Source organism: Caldicellulosiruptor morganii (assembly GCF_026810225.1).
Lineage (GTDB): Bacteria > Bacillota > Thermoanaerobacteria > Caldicellulosiruptorales > Caldicellulosiruptoraceae > Caldicellulosiruptor > Caldicellulosiruptor morganii.
This window is the reverse complement of sequence record NZ_CP113865.1, coordinates 1,245,670-1,268,484: the sequence shown is the minus strand read 5'-3', so window position 1 is coordinate 1,268,484 and position 22,815 is coordinate 1,245,670. Positions and strand designations below refer to the sequence as shown.

Below are 22,815 nucleotides of genomic sequence, written 5' to 3'. Positions count from 1 at the left end.
AATGAAATGACCAGGGAATTGATAGTTATTTTCTTTCATATAAATCTTCTCTCCTCCAAGTGATTGCTCCACCTGTTCCAAGGTTAAATCCTTCTTCTAAAAGATTAAGATTCTGCAGATAAACCTTTTGATATGACTCTTCCCTATTTACAAGCTCTTCCAATAAGCTTGTAAGCAGCGCAGAAATGGATGTATTCCTTTCAACAGCAATATGCTTTACCTTTTGAATAAGTTCCTTGGAAAGAGATAAAGTAATGTTCTGATATTCACGCATATTATTCACCTTCCACATGAAACAGTGTATTACATATTTACGTAATATTCAATATTAATTTGATGTAATTATTCATCACCAACCAAATATGTTAATAGAAAATGAAAGTATAAAAATAGGGCGGAATATACAATTCCACCCCATTGTCTTTCTCCTCTATCTTTTAAAACCCAAAATACTCTTTTGCATTATAATAACAAATGCCCTGAACTATTCTACCAAGTGTCTCCAAATCATATGGATATTCACCGTTTTCTACCCACTCGCCAATCAAATTGCAAAGAAGTCTTCTAAAATATTCGTGTCTTGCATATGACAAAAAGCTTCGAGAGTCTGTTACCATTCCGACAAATCGACTCAAGAGCCCAAGATTTGCAAGGTCTTTCATCTGCTGAAGGTTGCCATCTTTGCTATCATTGAACCACCAAGCTGCACCAAGCTGCATTTTGCCAGGAATGCTACCATCCTGGAAAGATCCCATAATTGTTGCAAGAACATAGTTGTCTTTTGGATTTAAAGAATACAGAATTGTCTTGGGCAGGGAATCTTCTTTCTCCAATGAATCTAAGAATTTGACAAGTGCAAAGGCTATATGACCGTCGTTTATTGAATCATACCCTGTGTCAGGTCCCAGAATATTGAACATTCTTGTATTGTTGTTTCTCAGGGCATTTATATGAAGCTGCATTGCCCAGCCAAGACTTGAATAAATTTTCCCTAAGAATCTCAATGTATACGTTTTATATTTTGCAACTTCAATTTCTGTAAGTTTCTCACCTTTTAAAGCTTTTTTGAAAATATCAGCTGCTTCATCAAAAGACGCATCGGCAAAAACCATATCATCAATAGCATGATCAGAAGCACGACACCCCACAGAGTGGAAAAACTCTGCTCTTGATTTTAAGGCATTTAAAAACTCATCATAGGTTTCTATCTTATTCCCGCAAGTTTCTCCAAGCTTTTCTACCCACGGGATAAAGGTTTCTCTTTCGATGTTCAAGCCTTTGTCAGGTCTGAAAGTAGGATAAACCTTTACATTAAAATCTTTATCTTCTTTCAGTTTTAAATGATACTCAAGTGTATCAACAGGGTCATCTGTTGTGCAGATTATTTCTACATTTGACCTCAAAATTATATCCCTTGCACCGAGCTCTTTTAGAACTTTGTTTGTCTTTTCCCAAATGATAGGTGCAGATTTTTCATTCAATATCTCATCTGTTCCAAAATATCTTCTAAGTTCTAAATGTGTCCAATGATAAATTGGGTTTCCTATTGCCATTGGGATGGTCTTTGCCCACGCAAGGAATTTTTCATAATCATCTGCATCTCCTGTTATATACCTCTCATTAATGCCATTTGCCCTCATAAGCCTCCATTTGTAATGGTCTCCTCCAAGCCAGACCTCAGTTATGTTTTTAAATCTCTTGTTTTCATAAATTTCTTTGGGACTTAAATGACAATGAAAGTCAATAATAGGCATATCCTTTGCATACTTTTCGTAAAGGAATTTAGCAGTTTGGTTATTCAATAGAAAATCCTCATCCATAAATTTTTTCATCTTTCCAAACCTCCTTGAAACTTGTTTCAACATAATTTCCAAAAGATTCAACAAAATTCTTAACATATCCTGTTTGAATATATTATAAAATGAAAAGAGGGAAAGTTCAACACTTTCCCTCTTTCTTTATTCCATTGCAAATTAAAAAACTTTCCTTTGGACTTTTGTGGAATTATTTTTTCTTCAAGTTAAAGAATGCATTCATGCCTGGATATACTGCAATGCTGCCAAGCTCTTCTTCTATTCTCAGGAGCTGATTGTATTTTGCTACTCTATCTGTTCTTGACGGTGCACCTGTCTTAATCTGCCCTGCATTTACTGCAACAACAAGGTCAGCAATCGTTGTATCTTCTGTCTCGCCTGATCTGTGGGATACAACAGCGGTGTAACCTGCTCTGTTTGCCATCTCAATTGCTTCCAAAGTTTCTGTGAGTGTTCCTATCTGGTTAAGTTTAATTAATATTGAGTTTGCAACGCCAAGCTCAATTCCCTTTGCAAGCCTCTTTGTGTTTGTAACAAATAAATCATCACCAACAAGCTGAATCTTGTTGCCAAGAGCTTCAGTGAGCATCTTCCAGCCTTCCCAGTCCTCTTCCGCAACGCCATCTTCAATTGATACAATCGGGTACTTTTCAACAAGTTTTACCCAGAACTCTACCATCTCTTCTTTTGTTCTAACTTTACCTTCTCTTTCAAAATGATACTTTCCATCTTCTTCATTGTAGAGCTCAGATGTTGCAGGATCAAGCGCAATTGCAATATCTTTGCCAGGAGTATAACCAGCTTTTTCAATTGCTTCCACAATTACTTCCAATGGTTCTTCGTTAGATTTCAGGTTGGGTGCAAAACCTCCCTCATCACCAACTGTTGTATTATAACCTCTTGCTTTGAGCACATTTCTCAAGTGATGGAATGTTTCGGCACACATTCTAAGTGCTTCGCTGAAAGACTTTGCACCAACCGGCATTATCATGAATTCCTGCAGGTCAACTGAATTGTCAGCATGTTTACCGCCGTTTAGGATATTCATCATAGGAACTGGTAAATATTTTGCATTGACACCGCCTATATACTGGTAAAGTGGAAGTCCCAATGCATTTGCGGCAGCTTTGGCAACTGCCAGGGATACACCCAGAATTGCGTTTGCACCAAGCTTGCTCTTATTCTCTGTTCCATCAAGCTCAATCATAAGCCTGTCAATCTCAACCTGGTTTAGAGCATTCATTCCAATAATCTCTGGTGCAATAACCTCATTTACATTTTCAACTGCCTTGAGAACCCCTTTACCCATATATCTTTTTTTATCACCATCTCTGAGCTCAACAGCCTCAAACATACCTGTGGACGCACCTGATGGAACAGCAGCTCTACCTACAAATTCATCATTTACAACAACTTCTACTTCAACGGTTGGATTTCCTCTTGAATCAAGTATCTCTCTTGCTCTTACAGCTGTAATCGAAAGGTCAACCTTCATTTACATAAAAAGAATCAACGCAATACCAAAGCGAAATTTATTTTTTATAACAACTCTTGTTCTCATAAAATATTCATTCTCTCCGATAAAATGTTCTGTATATAGAATATCAAACAAATGTTTATATGTCAAGTGATAAATATAATTTGTTTTGCAACTATATGTTTTTACTGCAGGTTTATTTCAGGTATGTGCAAAAACATTTGTATCCAATCTTCTTCCTGCTACCAAAATCTTGATTTTTGTTGACTGCAACTTTAACTATAACATAGGAGGATTAAACAAATAGAGGGCTGGGGCAAAATGCCAACCAACCCTTTATTTTTTCTATTATTTTTTTTATCTCGTGGTCTTTGCATTTGCTACATCAACATAGTATTCAATTTTTACTTTATTAATTTCTACTACAATATTACTTTTTCTTGCTTAAGAAATATTTTAAAATCATTATAATACAATAAATTAATATTGCTACAAATACTAACAGAACTAAAATAAATAATGTTACTCCTATTCTTTTTGACAAAAATAAATACACAGGCAAAGCTACTACAAATTCAAAAATTACAGCAATAATAAAATACAGAGAAATCTTTGGAAATCTTTTGTTTTGAATATTAAATACTTTTACAAAAAATCCCTCTTTATTGTTCATCAAATAATTTTAAACCACCCATTATAACACGCTACTTATTTTTATTTTATCATTTTTTACTTGCAATAAATAGTTATAATCTTTGATTATTGTAAATAAAGTTGTTTGTAAAAATCTACTAAACTCATCCTTTGTTCTTCTATATCTCTAACTTTTATACCCTCATTCTGTAATAAATTAAAAATATCTTCATAAGAACTGATATTATGAATTTTTATCGAGTTATTAAACTGAGTTTCCACAGATACATGCGGTAATTTTTCCTTTATTAACCTACACGCTAAATCAACATGCTCCTTTTCGGTAAAATGAAAAATTACCACTGTATTGCTTTTTAACAGTTCTTCCTTATTTTTATCCAATATTATAGAACCATTTTTTATAAAAATAATTCTTGAACACAATTCTTCTATATCACTCAATATATGTGATGAGATTAAAACAGTTATGTTATTTTCTCTCCATCGCGTTTTCAAAAGCTCTTTAACTTTAATTGTAACAGTTGGATCCAATCCATTAAAAGGTTCGTCCAATATCAACACTTCAGGGTTGCCAATGAACATTTGAAGCAAACCAACCTTTTGTTTTGTTCCCAGCGAATAAGCTTTTGCCTTTCTTTTTAACATATTATTTTCCAATTCAAAAAATGGTGCTAACCTGTTAATCTCATCTTTAACGTTAAAGGTACTCCCATATTTTAGTTTAGAGTATAATTCTATATTATCATAACCGCTGAGTTTACTGTACAGTGCTGGTGTTTCAATAAAAAATGATGCTCTTCTTAATACCTCAATTCTTTCCTTTTCCTTAGTTACATCACATCCCAAAATATAACATTCCCCTTTTGGTTTTGGTGCCCACAAACCTGCCAGTATTTTCATTAATGTGCTTTTGCCAGCACCATTTGGTCCTACAAGACCAACAATTTCTCCTTTTCCTATTGAAAAGTTTATTTCTTTTAGAATTTGAGAGTTTCCAATTTTCTTGTACACATCAGTTACTTTTATTATCATTTCCACTTGATTTTCAGCCAAGCTATTTTACCCCCTTTAGTCTCTCTCAAGCTTTATAATACCTTTTCCCTATGTTCAAATATTTTCATTGAAGCTATTACAAAAATAACTGTCATCAATAAATTTAACCCTATTACAATATAGAATGAAGCATAAATCCATTCTATTTCTCCTGGTAATGAATTTGTATATACCATCGATAGTTCCCAAGGGAATATTAACGACAACAACTTTAATATAGGTCTTTTAAGAATAAGTATCTTTTGACGAAAAATACTTATAGCTATTATTATTGCAAAAAAGCTAATACTTGCAAATGCACCGTTTTCAAATATCGTGGAGAAAAACATGATAGCTCCCGATATAGCCAATATAAGAATAATTTCGGTTAATAATTGTAATAAACTACATTCAAGTAAGTTCAACAATTTTACACCATCTGAAACAGGATATATCTTAAAACCTATCACCTTATATTTAGAAATCCAGTTACAATACACATCGTAGTATTTAAAAGAATCTGTTATAAGATTTAAAACTATGAAAAATACAATTTGTATACCAATGACCAATGCGGACACAGTCAAAACAGTTGCAATAAATTTGCTTAAAATAATATTACTTCTTTTCACAGGCATAGTTTTTAAAATCTTCGCTGTCCCTTCCCTATATTCATCTGAAACTATACCACTTCCAATAAGTAAAGCTAAAACAATAATTATAAAAAATGCTATTCCGTACGATTGACTAAGTAAATAAGTCCATCCATCAAATTGTCTACCAACACTGTAATACTTTTTCCTCTTTATATTTTCATTTAAAATCTGATAATTTACCTTATTAATTTCAAGCTCTTTATAGTCACCAGCTTTCTGAGAAATTTCATACCTCATCTTGTAATATCGGGCTCTTTCTTCTATTTCCTTCTTAGGATTAGAAGCATACTGCATTTTTAATTTTTCCTTTTGAATAATTCTATTCAATTCATTAATTTGTTCCAGATACAATCTTTTCTTCATGTCGTCTTTTTCTTTTTTTAATTTCTGCTGCAATTCCTTTATCTGTTTTTCTGTATATGCAATATATTGCTTTGTAGACTCAATACTTTTATTCTCTTCATTATACACAAACCAGCAATAAAAAAGATTGAGACCAATTGTGATTATTAAGGCAATAAAAAATTTTTTGCTTTTGAGAATTTTTTGGATTTCAGTATACAATAACAATTGTGTAGCCCCCTTTTATACAGTTTTATTTATTATCTGTTTCGATAAAAAATAAGTGTTTTTGCCAATTTACTGGTGATTTTTACATACTATATTATAAAAACAAATTTGAAGCTGGTTTCCTACTATTCTTCAATATTTACGTCTTAGAATCTGAAGTTAAAAAAACACAAAAAATTTACCTAATTTTTCATTTTAATTTTTACCAAAAAAGAAGTCAATACTTTATACAAAATTATTTAGATTCTCTTTTTTTATTACTAAAGAGTTTTTATTTTTTAAAAAGTGCAAAAGTAAACTTTCATAATTGTCAAATTCAAAATAGCCATTCTCTTGCCAGTAGTTTACTTCAGCATCTTCATCTTCTCTCAACATCAAATTATCTTTCAATGTTTTGAAATAGTCTTCCTGGAAGGGATGAACCTTTATCTTCATGGGATTTTCTAAATATTCACACAATTTTTGGGCTTTTTGAAAAAGCTCTTCTTCAAAATTTGTTTCATCATCGACAACATTGGGGTAGTCTTTTGTATAAGCTATTGTTTCAAAAACATTTAAACCTAGTGCAAGCATTATTCTTTTCAAATAAAATGTAACCTCAATTAACGAATTACTACTTGCTGTTACTACTGGAATACCTATCTTGCCTAATAACTTGAATAAATGTAACCAATATGATATACGATCAATAAAAACTTTTGTTTGAGCAGATACATTTGCGGCATACACAGGAGTTGCTATAACAATAATATCAGATATTTCCATTGCATTTTTAATTAATAACATGTCGTCTTTCTCATCTAATATGCATTTCCCTTGTTTAAAACAAGTAAGACATCCTTTACATAGATTAATTCTAAATCTGTTAGTATCAAACACATTAATTTCAAACTTCATGTTTAAAATTGCTTCCATATTTGTGAGTAGTTTCTCAGCAACATAAAGAGAAAATGAATCATTTCCGTTTGGACTACCATTAAAAATAAACACTTTCATACTTCTTCCTCCTCAGTAAAAGATATGGGAAATACAAACTCCATAATTGGAAGAGCATCTTTATAACAAAGTCGAATAAATGTGTAACCAATTCCACTAATTCCATCTAACAAACCTAATGGCAAATATTGTGGAGTTGATCTTAGACTAAATTTCCCCTTTCGTTTTTTTCTAAAAACTATATATTTAACTTTTTCTTTGATAATTTCCATAATTGAATCTACATCAAAAATCTCAGAATATTTTAATAAAAGTTCAATATCTCCACTATTTCCTTTCAAAAGCTCATCTGTTTCTTTGAAGGGTTTAATGTACTCATATATTAATCTTTTCACATACACCTTAAAATATTCCTTATTGAACTCGTTCGAGCAAATCTTCAAAATTACTAATAATAATTCGAAAAAGTTTTGAGAAATAACAAGTTTATCTACCTGTTCCAAAAACTCTATAAAGTTATTCACAATATAATTAAAAGCAAATTTATTTTGGCATATATTTGCAGCGTCTAATAAGAAGTTAACATAATGTATGTATTTCTTATTAGAGTATTTCTCTTGTTTGACCATTGTAGACAATGTGGATTTGTCGTATACAAATGTGCTGTATATATCTTTACATTTCATTAAAGGTTCAATATTATACTTATTTATACAGTATTTTAAAAAATTCAGTATAAAACTGCTTTGGATTGTTTTTTCATTTTTTAACAACTTCTTAAAAAACAATTCTACTAAGTGTAGTAATTCTTCTTTAATATTGCTAAATATGCCTTTATAAATATTTGAAACCTCTAATAAAGATAATAAAATTGAAGCTACATTTTCTATGCTCTTAATTTCTTCTTCCTGATTTACTATATATATTCTTTTTTTTACATCTTTAAAGAGTTGATAAAACAATGTCTTTGTAATCTTCATATAATTCTCATCTGGAACAAGTAAAAAAGCATAACTAAGAAACAGCATAATACCACTTAACCCATAAAATAAACTGCTTTCTAAAGGTAATATAACATTAGTGTTGTTGATTCTGTCAAAAATTAAACCATTCCATATGACTGATTTTTCTTTTGCTCCCCAAATGGCATTTTCTACTAAAATGTTTCCTATTTCCATTATTTCTTCTGTGAGAATTTCTTTCTGTAAAGTTATGTTCTCTTCTATAATAACACCCGCATTTTCACATAGGTTATTCCCCTTAATTTTCTCAATTTTTTCATCAAAATAATTCAATGACGCTTGCAAAATTGATATTTGTTTGCTTACTGTCTCATCGTCTATACTTTTTATCCTTTCCTTTATTAAGTTAAATCCTGAATTAATAAAAAATCCCTCTACCTTTCTATTATGACTGTCTTCTAATACATTATCATTTAATTTTCGATAAAAAACAGGAATATCAAAATTCATCAAATCTTCTATCTCACTTCTAATTACAATTTTGTTTTTGTAATTTGCAACCCATAAATTAGCAAACAATCTTTCTAAATCTAAAAAATCTTGAGTATAACTAGGATGCGAATAGAAACTTAACATCTTATAATAATTATCTGTATTTTTCAATAATGTTCTACTCCTTATATTGCCTTTGAAACTCTCTTCTATTTTATATATAATTTCACCTTTGTGTATTCTTGCAAATTCTAATACTGTCATAAATCCTTTTAAAACTTCCGGTACATATTTCCTAAAATCTACTTTTTCACCTCTCAGTTTTGGAATATTCTGTGCTTCTGAAATTTCTATTTCTGAATAATCAAATTTGATGTTATCAATGTCTTTTTCATTAAGTACTAATGTTTTATATGGTAATTTTTGGCCTCCTCCACTAAATGCACTAACGTCCACTCCTTTTCCTGTTTTGAAATCAACAAAACTCATACACGGAATTAAACCCGAAGATAAGATTGATTCATTTATTTCTTTTAATGCAAAGTACCGCGCATCTCTAAATAACTCTTTTTGACTATTTTCCTGAGCCACAATTGTTTCCATATCAACTATTACAGGATACTCAGCATGGGCTATTAAATTTTCAAAATGTATATCACTACCTTTAAGTAAATAAACAAATCCACATAATTGTCCAAATCTTCGATAATATCTCTCTAACTCTTCTTCATTGTTACATTCAACATAAGGTATGTATTCTTCTATTGTGAAAGTTTCGCCATCATATAGGGAAGGAAATATTAAATCCAACAATTTTTTTTCTTTCGTTTCACACCACTTAATAAACTCAACTACTGTTTTTTGTAGAGACGAATTTCGAGGCTTGTATAATATCGGTTTGGATTTTTCGAATATAACTATCAAAACCGCACTGCTTTCTTGATGAAAATCTCCCAATATCTCTATACTAGTTATTCTATTGCTTTTTATTTCAAATCGTTTACTAATTTCTGTAAAATGTTTATCTAAATCATGTATAACTTTGCTGAAATATACCAACCAGTTAAGTGTTTTTTGTGCCATAGTTCGACCTATTACAGGGTAATCGTTCATAAACTTGTATATTCCTTTATTATTGAGTAAATAATGAATGAATAACTGAAATACATTTTTTTTATTTTTTATATTTTCACTATTATTCTCACGCCATAAGTAATACTCATAAATTAATGTCTTTATATATATATATTCAGCAAGAAATTATCTAAACTATAAGCAACTTTGTTCATAACCTCTTCATTTATGATAATATTTTCAAGATTAATGTTTACACTTAAAAATTTTTCGCAAAACCATCTTGAAAAGAGTTTTGAAATTGTTAGATAACCATAATCCGTATTTTTTAAACTATTAAGACTATCCAATACTTCTTTCAAACACAAAAACCATTTTGCTTTTTCCACCTTTTCTCTAACAACTTTCTTTTGCTTTTCAGAAAGAACAGCAAATGCTAAATTAAAATCTTCTAAACTGATTCCATATACATCAATCATATGAAAAAAATCTTCTATTGTTAAGGTCCCTCTTTTAAAAAGCCAATTTTCAAAATTTCCTATTTCAAAATTTTTAACTCCAATTTCTTTAAATAATTTTACTCTCTCTAAAATGTTTAATGATTTTACAAAAAAATCATCTGTAAAATAGAAATCCTGCATTTTCTACACCCTTTCGTATAATATGATTATCAAATCACTTAAAACTTCATATCTCAATTGGTACATTAAATTATTAGTACCAATTGATTACTGGAAACTGACCTTGATAACAAAGCTTTTCTTAACACATTCACTTCTTAAAAAATTGAATATTAAAATTGACTGCTACAGTTTAAATTTGCCCTTTATCTCTGGTAAACTAATATCAGAAAAAGTTTAAGCCTGATTTAGTTTATTTGGATATTTTTTGACCACCTCCTGCTGGACGTGCTTTGATATCTGCACGCCACAGCTTGAGAAAGACTGAACCCCAAAGGATTACATGAGTAATGTTTACTCGTTTGCTGTGCACGGTCAGTTTACCACATCTGATTTGAGCATGTCAGATGTGTGCACCCTGTAAACTGCTCCGTAGCTCTAATATCGGCGAGGCTGCATTACATGTAATCCCCAGGGATAAAGGGCAAAACTTTTTTCTAACACCACACACTTTAGAAAGGAGGCCTTTAAATTGCCAAATACTTTAATCGTGGGCATTGATATCAGTAGTCAGTCAAATTCTATCTTCTTCATCGATGATGCCGGAAATCACTTGATTAAAAAACCCTTTTCCTTGCCTAACGATCAAGAAGGTGCTAATGAATTAATCAAAAGAGTCATTGACTGCCTCAGCCAGTATAATCTGTCCTACGTTAAATTCGGCATGGAAGCAACTTCACATTACGGTTGGCATCTGCATTTGTATCTTGCTTCCTCTTCTGAATTACTACCTTACAAACCAACCTTTTACGTGCTCAACCCAAGCATCGTCAAAGGATTTAAAAAGATCTACACTTTCTTGCCTAAAACAGATAACATCGACGCTGTCGTTATTGCTGAATGCGTCAGGTTCAGTAAGCTAAATCCAACACCTTTGCCTGACTTCAAATATGCTGCACTACAACGCCTTACCAGAATGCGCTATCACCTTGTTCATAATCTAACTCGCGAAAAAAACAGAGCTCTCAATCTCATATACCTTAAATTCTCCACTTATTCTCAAGACTGCCCATTTTCTGATATCTTCGGTAAGGCATCTTGCGCTATCATCGAAAACTTCACCCCAGATGATATTGCTTCCATGCCTTTAGAAGATTTAATTAAATTTGTATCTGACAACGGCAACAACAGATTATCAGATGTCAATAAAATCGCTGAAATACTTAAAACCGCTGCTAATCGTTCATACAGATTACATCCTCTGTTGGCTGAGGCAAATGACTTAGCTTTGTCTATGACTCTTGAAAACATTAGATTTATGCAAGAACAACTTAAAAAACTCGACAAAGAAATCTCAAAACTTCTTAAAGCTTTCTCCCAAACCTTGACCACCATCCCTGGCATAGGAGATGTTCTTGCAGCCGGCATCATCGCTGAAATCGGTGATATCAAGCGCTTCAAAAATGAAGCTGCTTTAGCTAAATACTCCGGCCTTGTTTGGACTCAATACCAATCAGGCAATTTCAATGCCCAGGAAACCTCATTGGCTAAGTGTGGTAACCAATACCTGAGATACTATCTTGTTGAGGCTGCTAACTGTGTTAGGGTGCACACAGTCCGTTATAAAGCCTTCTACAACAAGAAGTTCTCAGAGGTTACCAAACATCAGCATAAACGTGCCCTCGTCCTCACCGCAAGACGATTAATTCCTCTGATCTTTGCAATGCTCAGCAAAGGTCAAATATATCAAGAAAGAGGTGATGTTTACAATACTTAGTTAATCCCATTTCTTAATTTAATAATCTTCTCAAAACAAGCTGCCAGTTAAATTTTTCCAGGCTGAGCGGCTCGGTATTCTATTGCCTTTTTTGCCCTAATTATCTAAAAAATTTTTTTAAAAAACCCCCTTGACATTATACCGTTTGTCTCTTGATAAATAACCTTAACTTATTTTTTGGCTAACAATCCTATTACTACGCTTGCCACGCCGCTAATAGTTCCACTAATTAAAAACCACTTTGCACATTCAAAAATATAACCTTTCTTGCTGTTTTCAACTACTTTATACATTTCTTTTTCTTCTAATTCTTCAAAGGTTTTCCCTAAAATATCTTCAAATTGATTTTTATCTTTCATATTTTCACCTTCCCATTACATTGCTTGTAGTTTTAGCTTTTCCTCGACCATTTTAACAATTTTATTAGCTATATATTTGTGACTTACATTGTTTTGGATTTTTATTTCTTCATCTTTACATATCATATAAACTACTTTATCATATAAAATATTAGTCTCAATTCTTTGTTCCTTTAAATACTTTCTTAACAGAATATATCTTTTTAAAAATTTATCAAAATTATCATCGTGCTTACCTTGTAATGTTAAACTTGTCAAATAAGCTCCAATTAAATTACAAATCTGTATATAAGATTTTAGATTCTTTTTTTGTGTAAGCATTTTATTAGATAACTTTATAAAATTCGTAATTATTTCTAAACTTATATTATAAACAAAGTCTTCTAATAATCCTAACCCGTAAAGAAGTAAAATTTCTTCAATAATCTTTGTCATAATCAGTGAATTAATATTTTCAACTTTTTGTTTTTCTCTTAATTTACACATTATCCTTTCTATTAAATACTTTTTTATCTCTTTTTTATCCTCTTCATACTTCCTTTCATGCTCTGTAATTAAAATTTCTCTATAAAGTTCCCATTCAAGAAATAATTCATTTTTCTTTAATATATAAAAAACAGCTACTATATCCGGATATGTATTATAAAAATTATAGCCTCTATCAATATATACAATTACTTCCACTATCATTAATGCTATGGGATAAACTAATGCTATTAATAAAGACTTAAAAACACTATATCCCAAAATAAAATACAAAAGTAAAAAGTCCACAACAATTGAGACAATAATACCATTTAACAAAAGTAAAATAAATTTAATTTGTATTTTATAAAAATCTGTAACTTCTTCTTTTTCGATATTTGCAAAAGAACACTGACAATATCCTCCCACATAAAAACCTTTTTTCTTTTCAATACTTATTTTTGTTGAGTTCAAATTTGAATTTCTAAATTTAATTACAAAATTAAGTATTCCCATTTCGTTTACAAAAACTTTGTTTCCCCACAAAATTTTTGCTCCTATATAATGACCTATTTCATGAAATACTATTGTTGTAATATTTAAAACTATAAATAGAACAAATGCTTTTATAATAGTTAACATATTCTCTATATCTCCTTTTTAAAAATCACGGAAGAGGCTGTCTTTATTCTAATTTTTTCATGTAAAAATTCAATAATTTTATAAAGACAACCTCTTCCTTTATTACAATTCAATTCAATTTAATATGCCATTTAGAAAGAAGGATAGATTAATTTTTGTTAATCTTCTTTCCCATGTTTCAAATGAACAGCATCTCTCAATCCTATAAAAGCACTAAAACCACCGCTTACCGCCGCACTTGCAAGAAACCATGTTACAATTGGCAAAAATGCAATACCACCACATACATTTTCCTGCTCTTGTTTAGTCATACTCTCAAAATTTTCTCCCAGCAATACTTTTGCTCTTTCTTCACAAATTTGAAAACTCATTTAAGCCACCCCTTCATTCCATATTTAATAATGAAGTATTAAATTATTCCTATTCATTTTACAGTTCCCATCCTTTTTTGAAACTATAATAATAACTGATAGCACCAGCTGCCGATGCTCCTGCAGAAGCTGCAGTAATTTTTGGTAAATTGCTTTTTATAGCGCTGATGATTTGGCTCAAATCTATATTTATATTTACATCAAGAAATATAAAGCCTCCTGCTATAGAATACTTCTCAATTTGCTCAATTTCTTCAAAAGTTGGTCCAACTAATGAAGACAAATTTTCTTTCATTCTTTTCACACCTCCTCATTTTTTTTGATTTAATTATATATCCCAACCCTCACAGCCGGCTGATGAAAGGGTTGTTGCCTCACCTCATAACCTCAATCCCAACTTTTCTAATACCCATTCAATCAACCGCTCCTGCTCAACCACTATGCTCATCTCACATGCCTGCCCTGCCCTCAAATTAATACCTTTTGGAACTTTCTTTACTTCTACCTCAACCTCATAAAACCCTTGCCCACTCTGGCTTGCTATCTTTATATCCTGCAATACCCTTACAACCTTTCCTTCCAATACTTTTAATCCATCTGCTCCTGCTATCTTTACCTTTGCTCTTTGCCCTATTTCTATGCTACCACCTTTTGTGTTTGGTATGTATCCAACAACCCTAAATCCTCTTGACCCACTGCCAACTATTCTGCCAATCTCAGCTCCGCTACTTACTACCGCACCACTGACTAGTTCAGCGCTGTATTCCAAATAACCATCTTTTTCTGCTCTTACTCTACAGCTTTCTATCAATTTCTCAGTTTCATCCAAGTTGATTTTCAGGTTCTTCATTTCATTACTTAAATTACTAATTTCATTATCAATCTGCATCAGCATGTCCAGCTTATATTTCTCAATATCTCCTTTTATATCATCACCTGAAATGTTTAGCAAATCAAGCTGCCCTTCTATTTTCTGTTTCTGCAAAATCATCTCACTTTTTGACTGCCTCAGCTCATCAAGTTTTGAATCTATTTTCGATATTAAAATCTTCTTCTGTATATTACTACCATCCGATTTTGTCTTCACCTGCTGATTGTAAGCCTCTATTTCACTCAATATAAATTCCAAATACCCTATGTCGTATTTTTCTATCTTAATATGCTCACCCTTGTTTACAACTCCCTTTATTTCTCTTAACATGTTCTCAAACTTATCAATACTTTTAATCTTCTCATCCAAACTCTCAATCTGCTTTTTAAAATCCATTATACTGTATTCTCTTTGTACTCTTGCTTCTTCTGCTGCTTTTCTCAATTTGTTTATCTCATAACTATAGCTCAAGTATCTCAAATAGTACGCATTATTTTTATTCCTGAGACTTTCTCCTTTTTCTATGCTATTTCTCAATTCTTTCAAATTATCAATCCTTTTCTCATATTCGCTAAGTTGCTGTTTCAAAAAATCTCTCTTATTTACATATTCTTCATCATCAATCTTAAATAGAACCTCACCTTTCTTTATATATTCTCCTTCTTTTACAAAAACCTCTTTTACCTTCCCTCCAACATAACTTATCACCTTTGCTTCATCTTCCCAGGGTCTTATTATCCCTTGAACCTTCACATTTATATCAATTTTTCCTACCACACTCCACAAAACAAGTCCTATCACTAAGGCAAGCAAAATATATGTAATAAAAAGTCCATACCTTGGAATCTCTGATTCATACAAAAGCTTGCTTTCCTTGAGCTCTCCAAAATCATATATTACCTCTCTCATCCTCCAGCTGCACTCCCAACCAAATCCCATAGCCCTTTTTGCTCAAGCCCTATCAGCTGCTCTCTCCACAGGTTATAATAATACCCTTTCTTTCTCATCAGCTCCTCATGCGTTCCTACCTCTACTATCCTACCTTCATGCATTACCACAACCTTATCGCACTTTAATATGGTCGATAGCCTGTGCGCTATTATTATGGTTGTTATCCCCTCACATACCTTCTCTATAACCTTCCCTATCGCTTGCTCGGTTACAGAGTCAAGGTTGCTGGTTGCTTCATCCATTTTCACTAATCTCAGACCTCGCATAAAAGTATATCAATTAAGCCAAAAAACCATACACTTGTTTATTACAACTGTCTTCTAAGTGTTATAATAAGTTAAATTGGCAAGTATTTCTGATGCTCGCCTTTCAATATTCAACACTTCATCAAACATATCAATTATTTTCCCAATAAATTCTTTTTTACAGCGGGTATAATTACCCACTGAGTATAAAAACCTCGATATTTGTCTCAGTTTATTTCCGCTCTCACGAAACAATACGCTTGCTTTTTTTAATCTTGAATCTCTTGTTATTTCATATAGCGCAAATAAAGCATCTGCCAATTCATGCCTATTAAAACTTGAAGATCCAGAAACTATAGATTTCCTTAAAAGAAGTATTTTTAAAGTGAAAACCTTATCAATTATTTCTGACGATACCCTAGCAATGTTGTCAATCTCACTTAATACCTTTAATTCACTTTTTAGAGCATAAAAAGCACCGAAATTGCAAATTCCTTTAACTCCAACATTTGAGATTATTAGCAAATTACTATCATTGAGTATATTCCGAAAACATTTTGACAATTTTCCCATCATTATATCAACGTCATTAATTCGTTTCGATATAGCAGTAGTCTGATTCTCATCCAACTCAAGATAAATACATCTGTTCTGAGGTGAAGAAGGATATACTCTCAGCGTTCGCGCACGAGAAAAAATTGAGTAATCAATTGGTAAAAGCTCACACTTTCCCTGAGGCAATATCTGATTGCAAATCACCTTCGTGGGAAAATCTACGCCCACAACCACCACACCACTACAAACGCCAATTTGAACATCGTTTTTTGGTATATTTAGAGTTGAAATTGTATTAGCATCGCATAATGTATATATTGGAACACCCTCTTTTATAAAAGTAACTATGTCATTTATTGAATTAATTTTATCTGTTACATGGTATTTTATATTGTTTTCATCAAAAAATGTTTCTTCAAAATACTCATTGAACCCTACCAGGAATAAATACTCCAAATTCTTATATGGTATATAACACAAAGCAGCTAAGATATTGAAGCAATGAATGTACAGTAAATTAGGATTAATAAAAATATTATGTAAACTTAATAAATCACACAAAGATTGAATACGGCAATTTGCATGTTTAAAACTTCGTTGTAGTTTATCTGCACTCTTTAAAATCATTTTACAACTCTCCCGTCAGATAAAGTAATAACATTATCACAATATTTAAGCATTTTTTCACTATGTGTAACCATAATAATTGTCTTTTTTTTAGTTACATTTATCTCATGAAGCAATTCAAGTATTTTATTGGAGTTCTTGGAATCAAGATTACCTGTCGGTTCATCGGCAAGAATAACCACAGGATCGTTTATTAGTGCGCGTGCAATTGCCACTCTTTGCTGTTGTCCACCAGACAATGTTGTTACATCTCTGTCAATATATTCGGACAATCCAACAGCATCAACTAACTCTTCCACTGCCTTTTTCATTTCTTTACGATTTCTATTACTAATAATAATTGGTAATTCTACATTTTCCCTAACAGTCATTCCTGGAACTAAATTATAAAATTGAAAAATAAATCCAATTTTATTACATCTAAACTCACTTAATTCATTATCATTTAATCCAACGATATTTACATTCTCGATAAAGATATCACCACTACTCGGCCTAAGCAAACCACCTATCATATAGAGCAATGTGCTTTTTCCCGCGCCTGATTCCCCAATTATGCCAGTAAAACTTCCTGCTTCTATTTGAAGACTTACATTATTTACAGCTATGTAACCATCATAACTTTTAACTACATTAACTAGTTTAATCATGTAACATAACACCTCCTAATAATATCTAATCTCGCTAATAATATCATCAACTGAAATTTTTGTAAAAATTTTTAAGGAATAAACACATGATAATATCAATATTGCAATTCCTATTAAAGCAAATTGAATAATGGGTGCTTTATAATCAACAGAGAATCCGCTCATAATACAGTTAATCGCAAAGAATTTCTTACTTACTACTATTCCCATTCCAATTGATACGAGTATTGTTACCATTTCGGTAATTAAGTATTCAAACATCAAGATTGTCTTTACATTTTTCCTTTTAAGGCCAATACTTCTTAAAATTAGAAAGTTATGTTTCTTTTCTTCTGCATTTGTCAGTATTGTATTTCCAAGCAGTAGCATTAATGCGATAATAATAGCCGCAATAATGTATTCAAGGGGTTCTATTCCTCTAACAATGTTTTCTTTCCACTGAGTTTTAATATCTGTCATAGAATAAAAATCCAAGTTGCGTTGAGAAGCCTTGGACTTTAATTCGGTAATTGAATTTTGCTTAGAAATCTTTCCACAAATTCTAGCCTTTTTATAATTTGAAATGTCGAACAAATCTTTTGAAACATATACGGCAAATGCTGAATTATCTAGTAAGTCAGTTTTATCGCTGACTGTAACGATTTTTTCAATGCCATTTAATGATAGATTTACTTTATCACCAGGTTTGATGTTTAGATCTTTCATTACTTTTGATGACAAAACTACATTGTTACCCGAAATACTTTTTTCATTGATCTTAACGTTATACATTGCATTAAAATCATCAGCAGTTGTTGCACAAATATATACATTTATTCCTTTAATGGTTGCAACGTCGACATAGTTTCGCCCCACCACTTCTATCTTTTCATCATCAATAAAGGCGTTAGCATTGCTTGTGTTTAAGTGGTTATTAGCATATACGATTTGAAAATCAAAGTTAAGCTGTCTGTCAGCCATATTAACTGCCCAATCCTTGAAGTTCGTTGAAAAACCAATTATTGTATAAAGTATTATGACCGTTAATACCACCGACATAACAATACCTTTAAGACTTACAAGGTTAGTTTTTATATTGAAGCAGGCAAGCCTCAAAAAGGGATTTTTTATATTCATCAAAAACTTCGCACTCACTTCTATGAACGGCTTTAAAATGAATATTACACCTATTAGACATAAGATGATTTGCAATGAATATACCAATACAAGTGTCTTATCGTCAAATTTTCCAAACATTAATATATCTACGACCGACAGTACAATAAGTAATATGCCTATACCTATTTCAATTGTTATTGCACTCCTAGGTCTGTTTTTATCAGCAGTTGATCTTGTCCCAAAAAGCATTTCAATAGGCGACTTTTTCAGCAGCTTTCTAGTCGATAACAGTACTGACATAATAGGTACAATTAAACTGATTGCAATTGCTATAATTGTAAAGTAATTTTCCGGAATATATGAATAAATATTTGTATCAGTCAAAATGCATATAAGGATCCCCATACCTATGCCGAATACTACACCAAACATTATTCCTAAAATGGAATAGAAGCATATCTCCATAAGCATTGTTACAATTACTTTGCTTTTCTTTAAACCTAGTGTCCTTAATGTCCCCCAATATTCTAATCTCTTTCTAACGTTGATTGAGTATGTATTATAGATCAGAACACCGCCAATAATAGCAATTGCAGCAAACAGAATATAAATATTACTTAATAAATTATCAAATTCATCTGTTAGGGGCTTGATATTTTCATACCTGTTGATATAACTTATATCCTGCGCTTTAAAGTAATCTATTAAGTTATTTATTTTTTCTACATTGTGTGCACAATCAATAAGTAAACAAACGGTATCAACATCATAATTGTCTGGATCACCATTAATAAGAACTATGTCATTATTGATGTTGAATATATCTGTTGATTCAAGTATCTGGACTATCTTATATTTAGTATTATTGATTGAAATAATTGCATTTTTTTGAACGTTCAATTCTTTTGCTAAATGTGATGTAATAATAGCTTCATTTGAAAAAACTGCATTTGTAAGTTTTAATGAATAATGCTCATTTACTTTGTTTATATCTGCATAGGCAATAATACCATATCGGCCTATTTTATTGTGCTCAATTAGCGTACCTGAAGTATTTATTCCGATGGCTGTATAGTTGCAATCCATCATATTTACTGACGATAATTTGTCTTTTTTCCCTAAAACTATAAGGTCGGCACTGCCATTTTTCGCCCAATATTGTTCGAGCATAGTACGGCGCGCATTGCTATATACCACTCCCGTCGACAATATTATAATACATACAAGCATAACCGCAATAGTGATAGGTATATTTCTATTCCGCTCAAGTTTATTTTTAATTCTGCCAGCTACAAGTATAAAAATCAACGGATTTTCCCTCCTTTAGATTTCAACACAATATTTACAACTGTTACAATAATAGTAATAGCAAATATTGTCAATATAAACAGTCCATACATGTAATTGCCTAAATAAAAGCAGTTATATATATGAATGTAAAAAGAATAAATAGATAATGCAAATGTTACAAAAGAGAAAATCGCATAGGATATTACTAATTTTCTCGCTCTTCTGCTTACATCATTAATACCCTTAAAAGATATTAAAAGTTTTATTAAAGTTATTCTCAAGTCATATTTATTGAGCAATATTGACAAAATATAGTAGCCGTCACATAACTTAAATGGAAGCAAATTGCCTACTATCATATATACATTCAATATCAGAAATAAACTGAGAACTTTATAAGCATTTTCCGACACAAAAGGAAGTTCTAATAATAATAAACACAACCCTGCACATATAAGGTTAGTATATATACCGGCAACCGTTACTCTAAATTTAATTTTAGGTGACGCAGGTTTTAAATCATCGTATGTAAAATAAAACATTGGTATTAAGCCTAGATACAAACCAAATGAAAATGTTTTAATTTTAATACCATTAGCTATTGCAGCTATCGCATGACCTATCTCATGTAACAAAAAACACAATCCTGTTAATAACCAGGTAACTCCAACACTTAAAGTGATAACATCAGTATTAGTTAAAATTTCTATTAAAGTATATTTATTCAATATCATGTAAATAAAAGCATATATGATCTCGAAAAATATTATACATAATACTATTTTGTAGTGCCTAAAAACAGAATAAACATAATTTGATATAACATAAAAAACGTTGTTGATTAAATTAATATCTTTTTTTATCAACGTCAATCCGAATATACTCATTTCATCGTCAATTTCCTTCTCAAATCCTTCTATCAACCCAGCTTGAGATATTTTTTTGACAAACATAAAAACATCAATATTTTCACCATACTTTCTGGACAATATATCTTCTATCTCTTCGATCGAATGATTACCATCGAGTTTGTCAATTATGTCTTCACAATATTTTACCAAGTTTATTGGAATCTTTATATAGGAATTTTTGCTTTTGCTCCCAAGTAAATAAAAAAACTCATTAAATAAGCTTTCTTGCCTTGTAAGAGAAATATCATCTACAATTTTATAACGTCCTCTCTTACATAATTCCATATTATAGATTACCTCCGAATTTTTTCCATGAATACAAATGTGACAATTTTCTTAGATTGCGTATAAAAATAGCCTTCTTTTCTTCATTTTCAAACATTAACGCAAGATTGTAAATGACTCTTTCACCAATAGATTTTTGAATTATACAACGAACTTTATTTACAGCATACTCATTATTAGCAAATTGATAGGAGGCTCCAGGACACCAAAAATTACAAAAAGAAACAGCAAAGCAGCTTTTACACTCGCTTATTTCATTTCTGGAAATTAGCTTATAAGATTTGATATTTTTCTTCAGTTCATTCTCATCAGCTATATTCCCCAATTTTTTATATTTTGACAAGTAATACATTTGACAAGGATAAACATCACCTGAAGCAGTGTAGAATATACTTTTCTTTCCTGCAGCACACACATTTTTTTCCTTGCGTGTCACAATATTAATGATTGTTGAGGCTATAAAATTTGGAATTGACATACATTTATTATCATCTAGTAGAAGTTCAAATGAATAATCAACAAGATCATAATAAAACTGTTTTATTCCATCTCTCAAATTAGCGTCATTTGTTACCATATAATTGGTATTACTCATTTCTGCAAAATATGGTGAAACCGAATCAAATCCCAGATTTATAAATGTATCAAAATACTCTCTTGCATAATTCTTTCTATAATTTCTGAAAAAAAACTCACCTAATGTTGCTTCCGCGACTAACACATGAGTTCTACCTGAGCATTTCTCAAGATTATGCTTAACAGTATCAAAAACACTTTGATGTTCATCACGAAAAATTCGCATTCTATCATTAACCTCTTTAGGACCATCTAAACTGATAGTAACAGCAAAATGATATTTCTCAAATATCTCCCATGCATATTCATCGATAAGAGTACCGTTTGTTACTATTGCAAAGTGCGGTTTAATTAAATTATTCTTTTCACATACATCTGTTATATATTCAACAAACTTAACAATTTCCTCAAATCCAAGCATAGGTTCGCCACCAAAAAATGTATAATTAACAACCCCCCGCGGAAAAATTTTTAGTATTTTTTCAAAAAATAACTTGTAATCTTCAAATGTCATTATAGCTTTACTAGTTCTGTCGATATTATTGTATGTTCCTAAATTTGCGTAGCAATATTTACATTTTAAATTACAAGTTTCTGCTGAACACATCGTTACCGATAATAAAAAACCATCATCCCATTCTATTTTTTGAGATCTGATATAGCGATGTTCTATATTCAAGTAACTCTTACTTTTTATCTTTTGTTTAATTCTATCTAAACTATCACGACATTTATATATTTTCCCTGTAATTATATCAAATATCACGGCATCTTTATTATCTAATAGTAGTAAACAATTATCAATAATTAAACTTTTCATTTAAGCCCCTCCTATATTATTTATGGATTAGCCTT

Annotated in this window: 20 protein-coding genes and 1 pseudogene; 1 reads left to right on the top strand and 20 read right to left on the bottom strand. The window is 31.2% G+C overall.

What is annotated here, in order from left to right; all coding sequences use genetic code 11:
- Positions 1–25 precede the first annotated feature (25 nt).
- The 9 genes from OTK00_RS06170 to OTK00_RS06130 all read right to left on the bottom strand — a co-directional run bounded on the left by OTK00_RS06170 (position 26) and on the right by OTK00_RS06130 (position 10,308).
- Positions 26–274: a DUF6364 family protein gene (locus OTK00_RS06170; RefSeq protein ID WP_045169475.1), complete on the bottom strand. Its 249-nt coding sequence runs from the start codon at positions 272–274 to the stop codon at positions 26–28.
- Between the two features lie 163 nt (positions 275–437).
- Positions 438–1,832, bottom strand: a complete 1,395-nt coding sequence (gene uxaC / locus OTK00_RS06165; protein ID WP_045169489.1) for a glucuronate isomerase — start codon at positions 1,830–1,832, stop codon at positions 438–440.
- A gap of 172 nt (positions 1,833–2,004) precedes the next feature.
- Complete coding sequence (gene eno, locus OTK00_RS06160; protein WP_045169488.1) at positions 2,005–3,309, bottom strand: phosphopyruvate hydratase; 1,305 nt, start codon at positions 3,307–3,309, stop codon at positions 2,005–2,007.
- Between the two features lie 412 nt (positions 3,310–3,721).
- Positions 3,722–3,964, bottom strand: a complete 243-nt coding sequence (locus tag OTK00_RS06155; protein ID WP_045169472.1) for a hypothetical protein — start codon at positions 3,962–3,964, stop codon at positions 3,722–3,724.
- Between the two features lie 86 nt (positions 3,965–4,050).
- Positions 4,051–4,998 carry an ABC transporter ATP-binding protein gene (locus OTK00_RS06150; RefSeq protein WP_045169487.1) on the bottom strand — a complete coding sequence of 316 codons (948 nt, stop codon included), beginning with the start codon at positions 4,996–4,998 and terminating at the stop codon, positions 4,051–4,053.
- 32 nt (positions 4,999–5,030) lie between these two features.
- A complete protein-coding gene (locus tag OTK00_RS06145; protein WP_045169486.1) occupies positions 5,031–6,203 on the bottom strand; it encodes an ABC transporter permease subunit in 1,173 nt (390 codons plus the stop codon).
- A 225-nt stretch (positions 6,204–6,428) separates the two neighbouring features.
- On the bottom strand, positions 6,429–7,199 hold the full coding sequence (locus OTK00_RS06140) for a flavodoxin family protein (protein ID WP_051109327.1): 771 nt from the start codon (positions 7,197–7,199) through the stop codon (positions 6,429–6,431).
- The gene (locus tag OTK00_RS06135) at positions 7,196–9,778 is read right to left on the bottom strand and encodes a type 2 lanthipeptide synthetase LanM family protein (RefSeq protein WP_241765535.1); all 2,583 of its coding nucleotides are present in this window, start codon (positions 9,776–9,778) and stop codon (positions 7,196–7,198) included. Before OTK00_RS06135 ends, OTK00_RS06140 begins: the two co-directional genes overlap by 4 nt.
- Positions 9,779–9,828: 50 nt before the next feature.
- Entirely contained in the window at positions 9,829–10,308 is a 480-nt protein-coding gene (locus OTK00_RS06130) for a hypothetical protein (RefSeq protein ID WP_045169485.1), read from the bottom strand.
- 511 nt (positions 10,309–10,819) lie between these two features.
- Here OTK00_RS06130 and OTK00_RS06125 point away from each other — a divergent pair.
- Entirely contained in the window at positions 10,820–12,064 is a 1,245-nt protein-coding gene (locus OTK00_RS06125; RefSeq protein ID WP_045168518.1) for an IS110 family RNA-guided transposase, read from the top strand.
- Positions 12,065–12,234: 170 nt separating this feature from the next.
- On the opposite strand, the gene OTK00_RS06120 is transcribed toward OTK00_RS06125, so the two are convergent.
- The 11 genes and pseudogenes from OTK00_RS06120 to OTK00_RS06070 all read right to left on the bottom strand — a co-directional run bounded on the left by OTK00_RS06120 (position 12,235) and on the right by OTK00_RS06070 (position 22,780).
- A complete protein-coding gene (locus OTK00_RS06120) occupies positions 12,235–12,423 on the bottom strand; it encodes a hypothetical protein (protein WP_045169484.1) in 189 nt (62 codons plus the stop codon).
- 15 nt (positions 12,424–12,438) lie between these two features.
- Entirely contained in the window at positions 12,439–13,530 is a 1,092-nt protein-coding gene (locus OTK00_RS06115; RefSeq protein ID WP_045169483.1) for a zinc metalloprotease, read from the bottom strand.
- A 158-nt stretch (positions 13,531–13,688) separates the two neighbouring features.
- The gene (locus OTK00_RS06110; RefSeq protein ID WP_039763895.1) at positions 13,689–13,901 is read right to left on the bottom strand and encodes a hypothetical protein; all 213 of its coding nucleotides are present in this window, start codon (positions 13,899–13,901) and stop codon (positions 13,689–13,691) included.
- 58 nt (positions 13,902–13,959) lie between these two features.
- Complete coding sequence (locus tag OTK00_RS06105; protein ID WP_039763898.1) at positions 13,960–14,196, bottom strand: hypothetical protein; 237 nt, start codon at positions 14,194–14,196, stop codon at positions 13,960–13,962.
- Between the two features lie 84 nt (positions 14,197–14,280).
- Positions 14,281–15,681, bottom strand: a complete 1,401-nt coding sequence (locus OTK00_RS06100) for an HlyD family efflux transporter periplasmic adaptor subunit (protein WP_045169482.1) — start codon at positions 15,679–15,681, stop codon at positions 14,281–14,283.
- Positions 15,678–15,971: pseudogene (locus OTK00_RS06095) on the bottom strand (peptidase domain-containing ABC transporter); the annotation flags it as partial. The pseudogene OTK00_RS06095 and the gene OTK00_RS06100, both read right to left, overlap by 4 nt.
- Positions 15,972–16,043: 72 nt before the next feature.
- Entirely contained in the window at positions 16,044–17,150 is a 1,107-nt protein-coding gene (locus OTK00_RS06090) for a hypothetical protein (protein WP_045169480.1), read from the bottom strand.
- A complete protein-coding gene (locus OTK00_RS06085; RefSeq protein WP_045164767.1) occupies positions 17,147–17,800 on the bottom strand; it encodes an ABC transporter ATP-binding protein in 654 nt (217 codons plus the stop codon). Before OTK00_RS06085 ends, OTK00_RS06090 begins: the two co-directional genes overlap by 4 nt.
- 15 nt (positions 17,801–17,815) lie before the next feature.
- Complete coding sequence (locus tag OTK00_RS06080) at positions 17,816–20,206, bottom strand: ABC transporter permease (RefSeq protein WP_045169479.1); 2,391 nt, start codon at positions 20,204–20,206, stop codon at positions 17,816–17,818.
- Positions 20,203–21,384, bottom strand: coding sequence for a site-2 protease family protein (locus OTK00_RS06075; protein ID WP_045169478.1), 1,182 nt, complete (start codon positions 21,382–21,384; stop codon positions 20,203–20,205). The genes OTK00_RS06080 and OTK00_RS06075 overlap by 4 nt, the downstream gene beginning before the upstream one ends.
- A 1-nt stretch (position 21,385) precedes the next feature.
- Positions 21,386–22,780, bottom strand: a complete 1,395-nt coding sequence (locus OTK00_RS06070) for a radical SAM/SPASM domain-containing protein (protein WP_045169477.1) — start codon at positions 22,778–22,780, stop codon at positions 21,386–21,388.
- Positions 22,781–22,815: the final 35 nt, after the last annotated feature.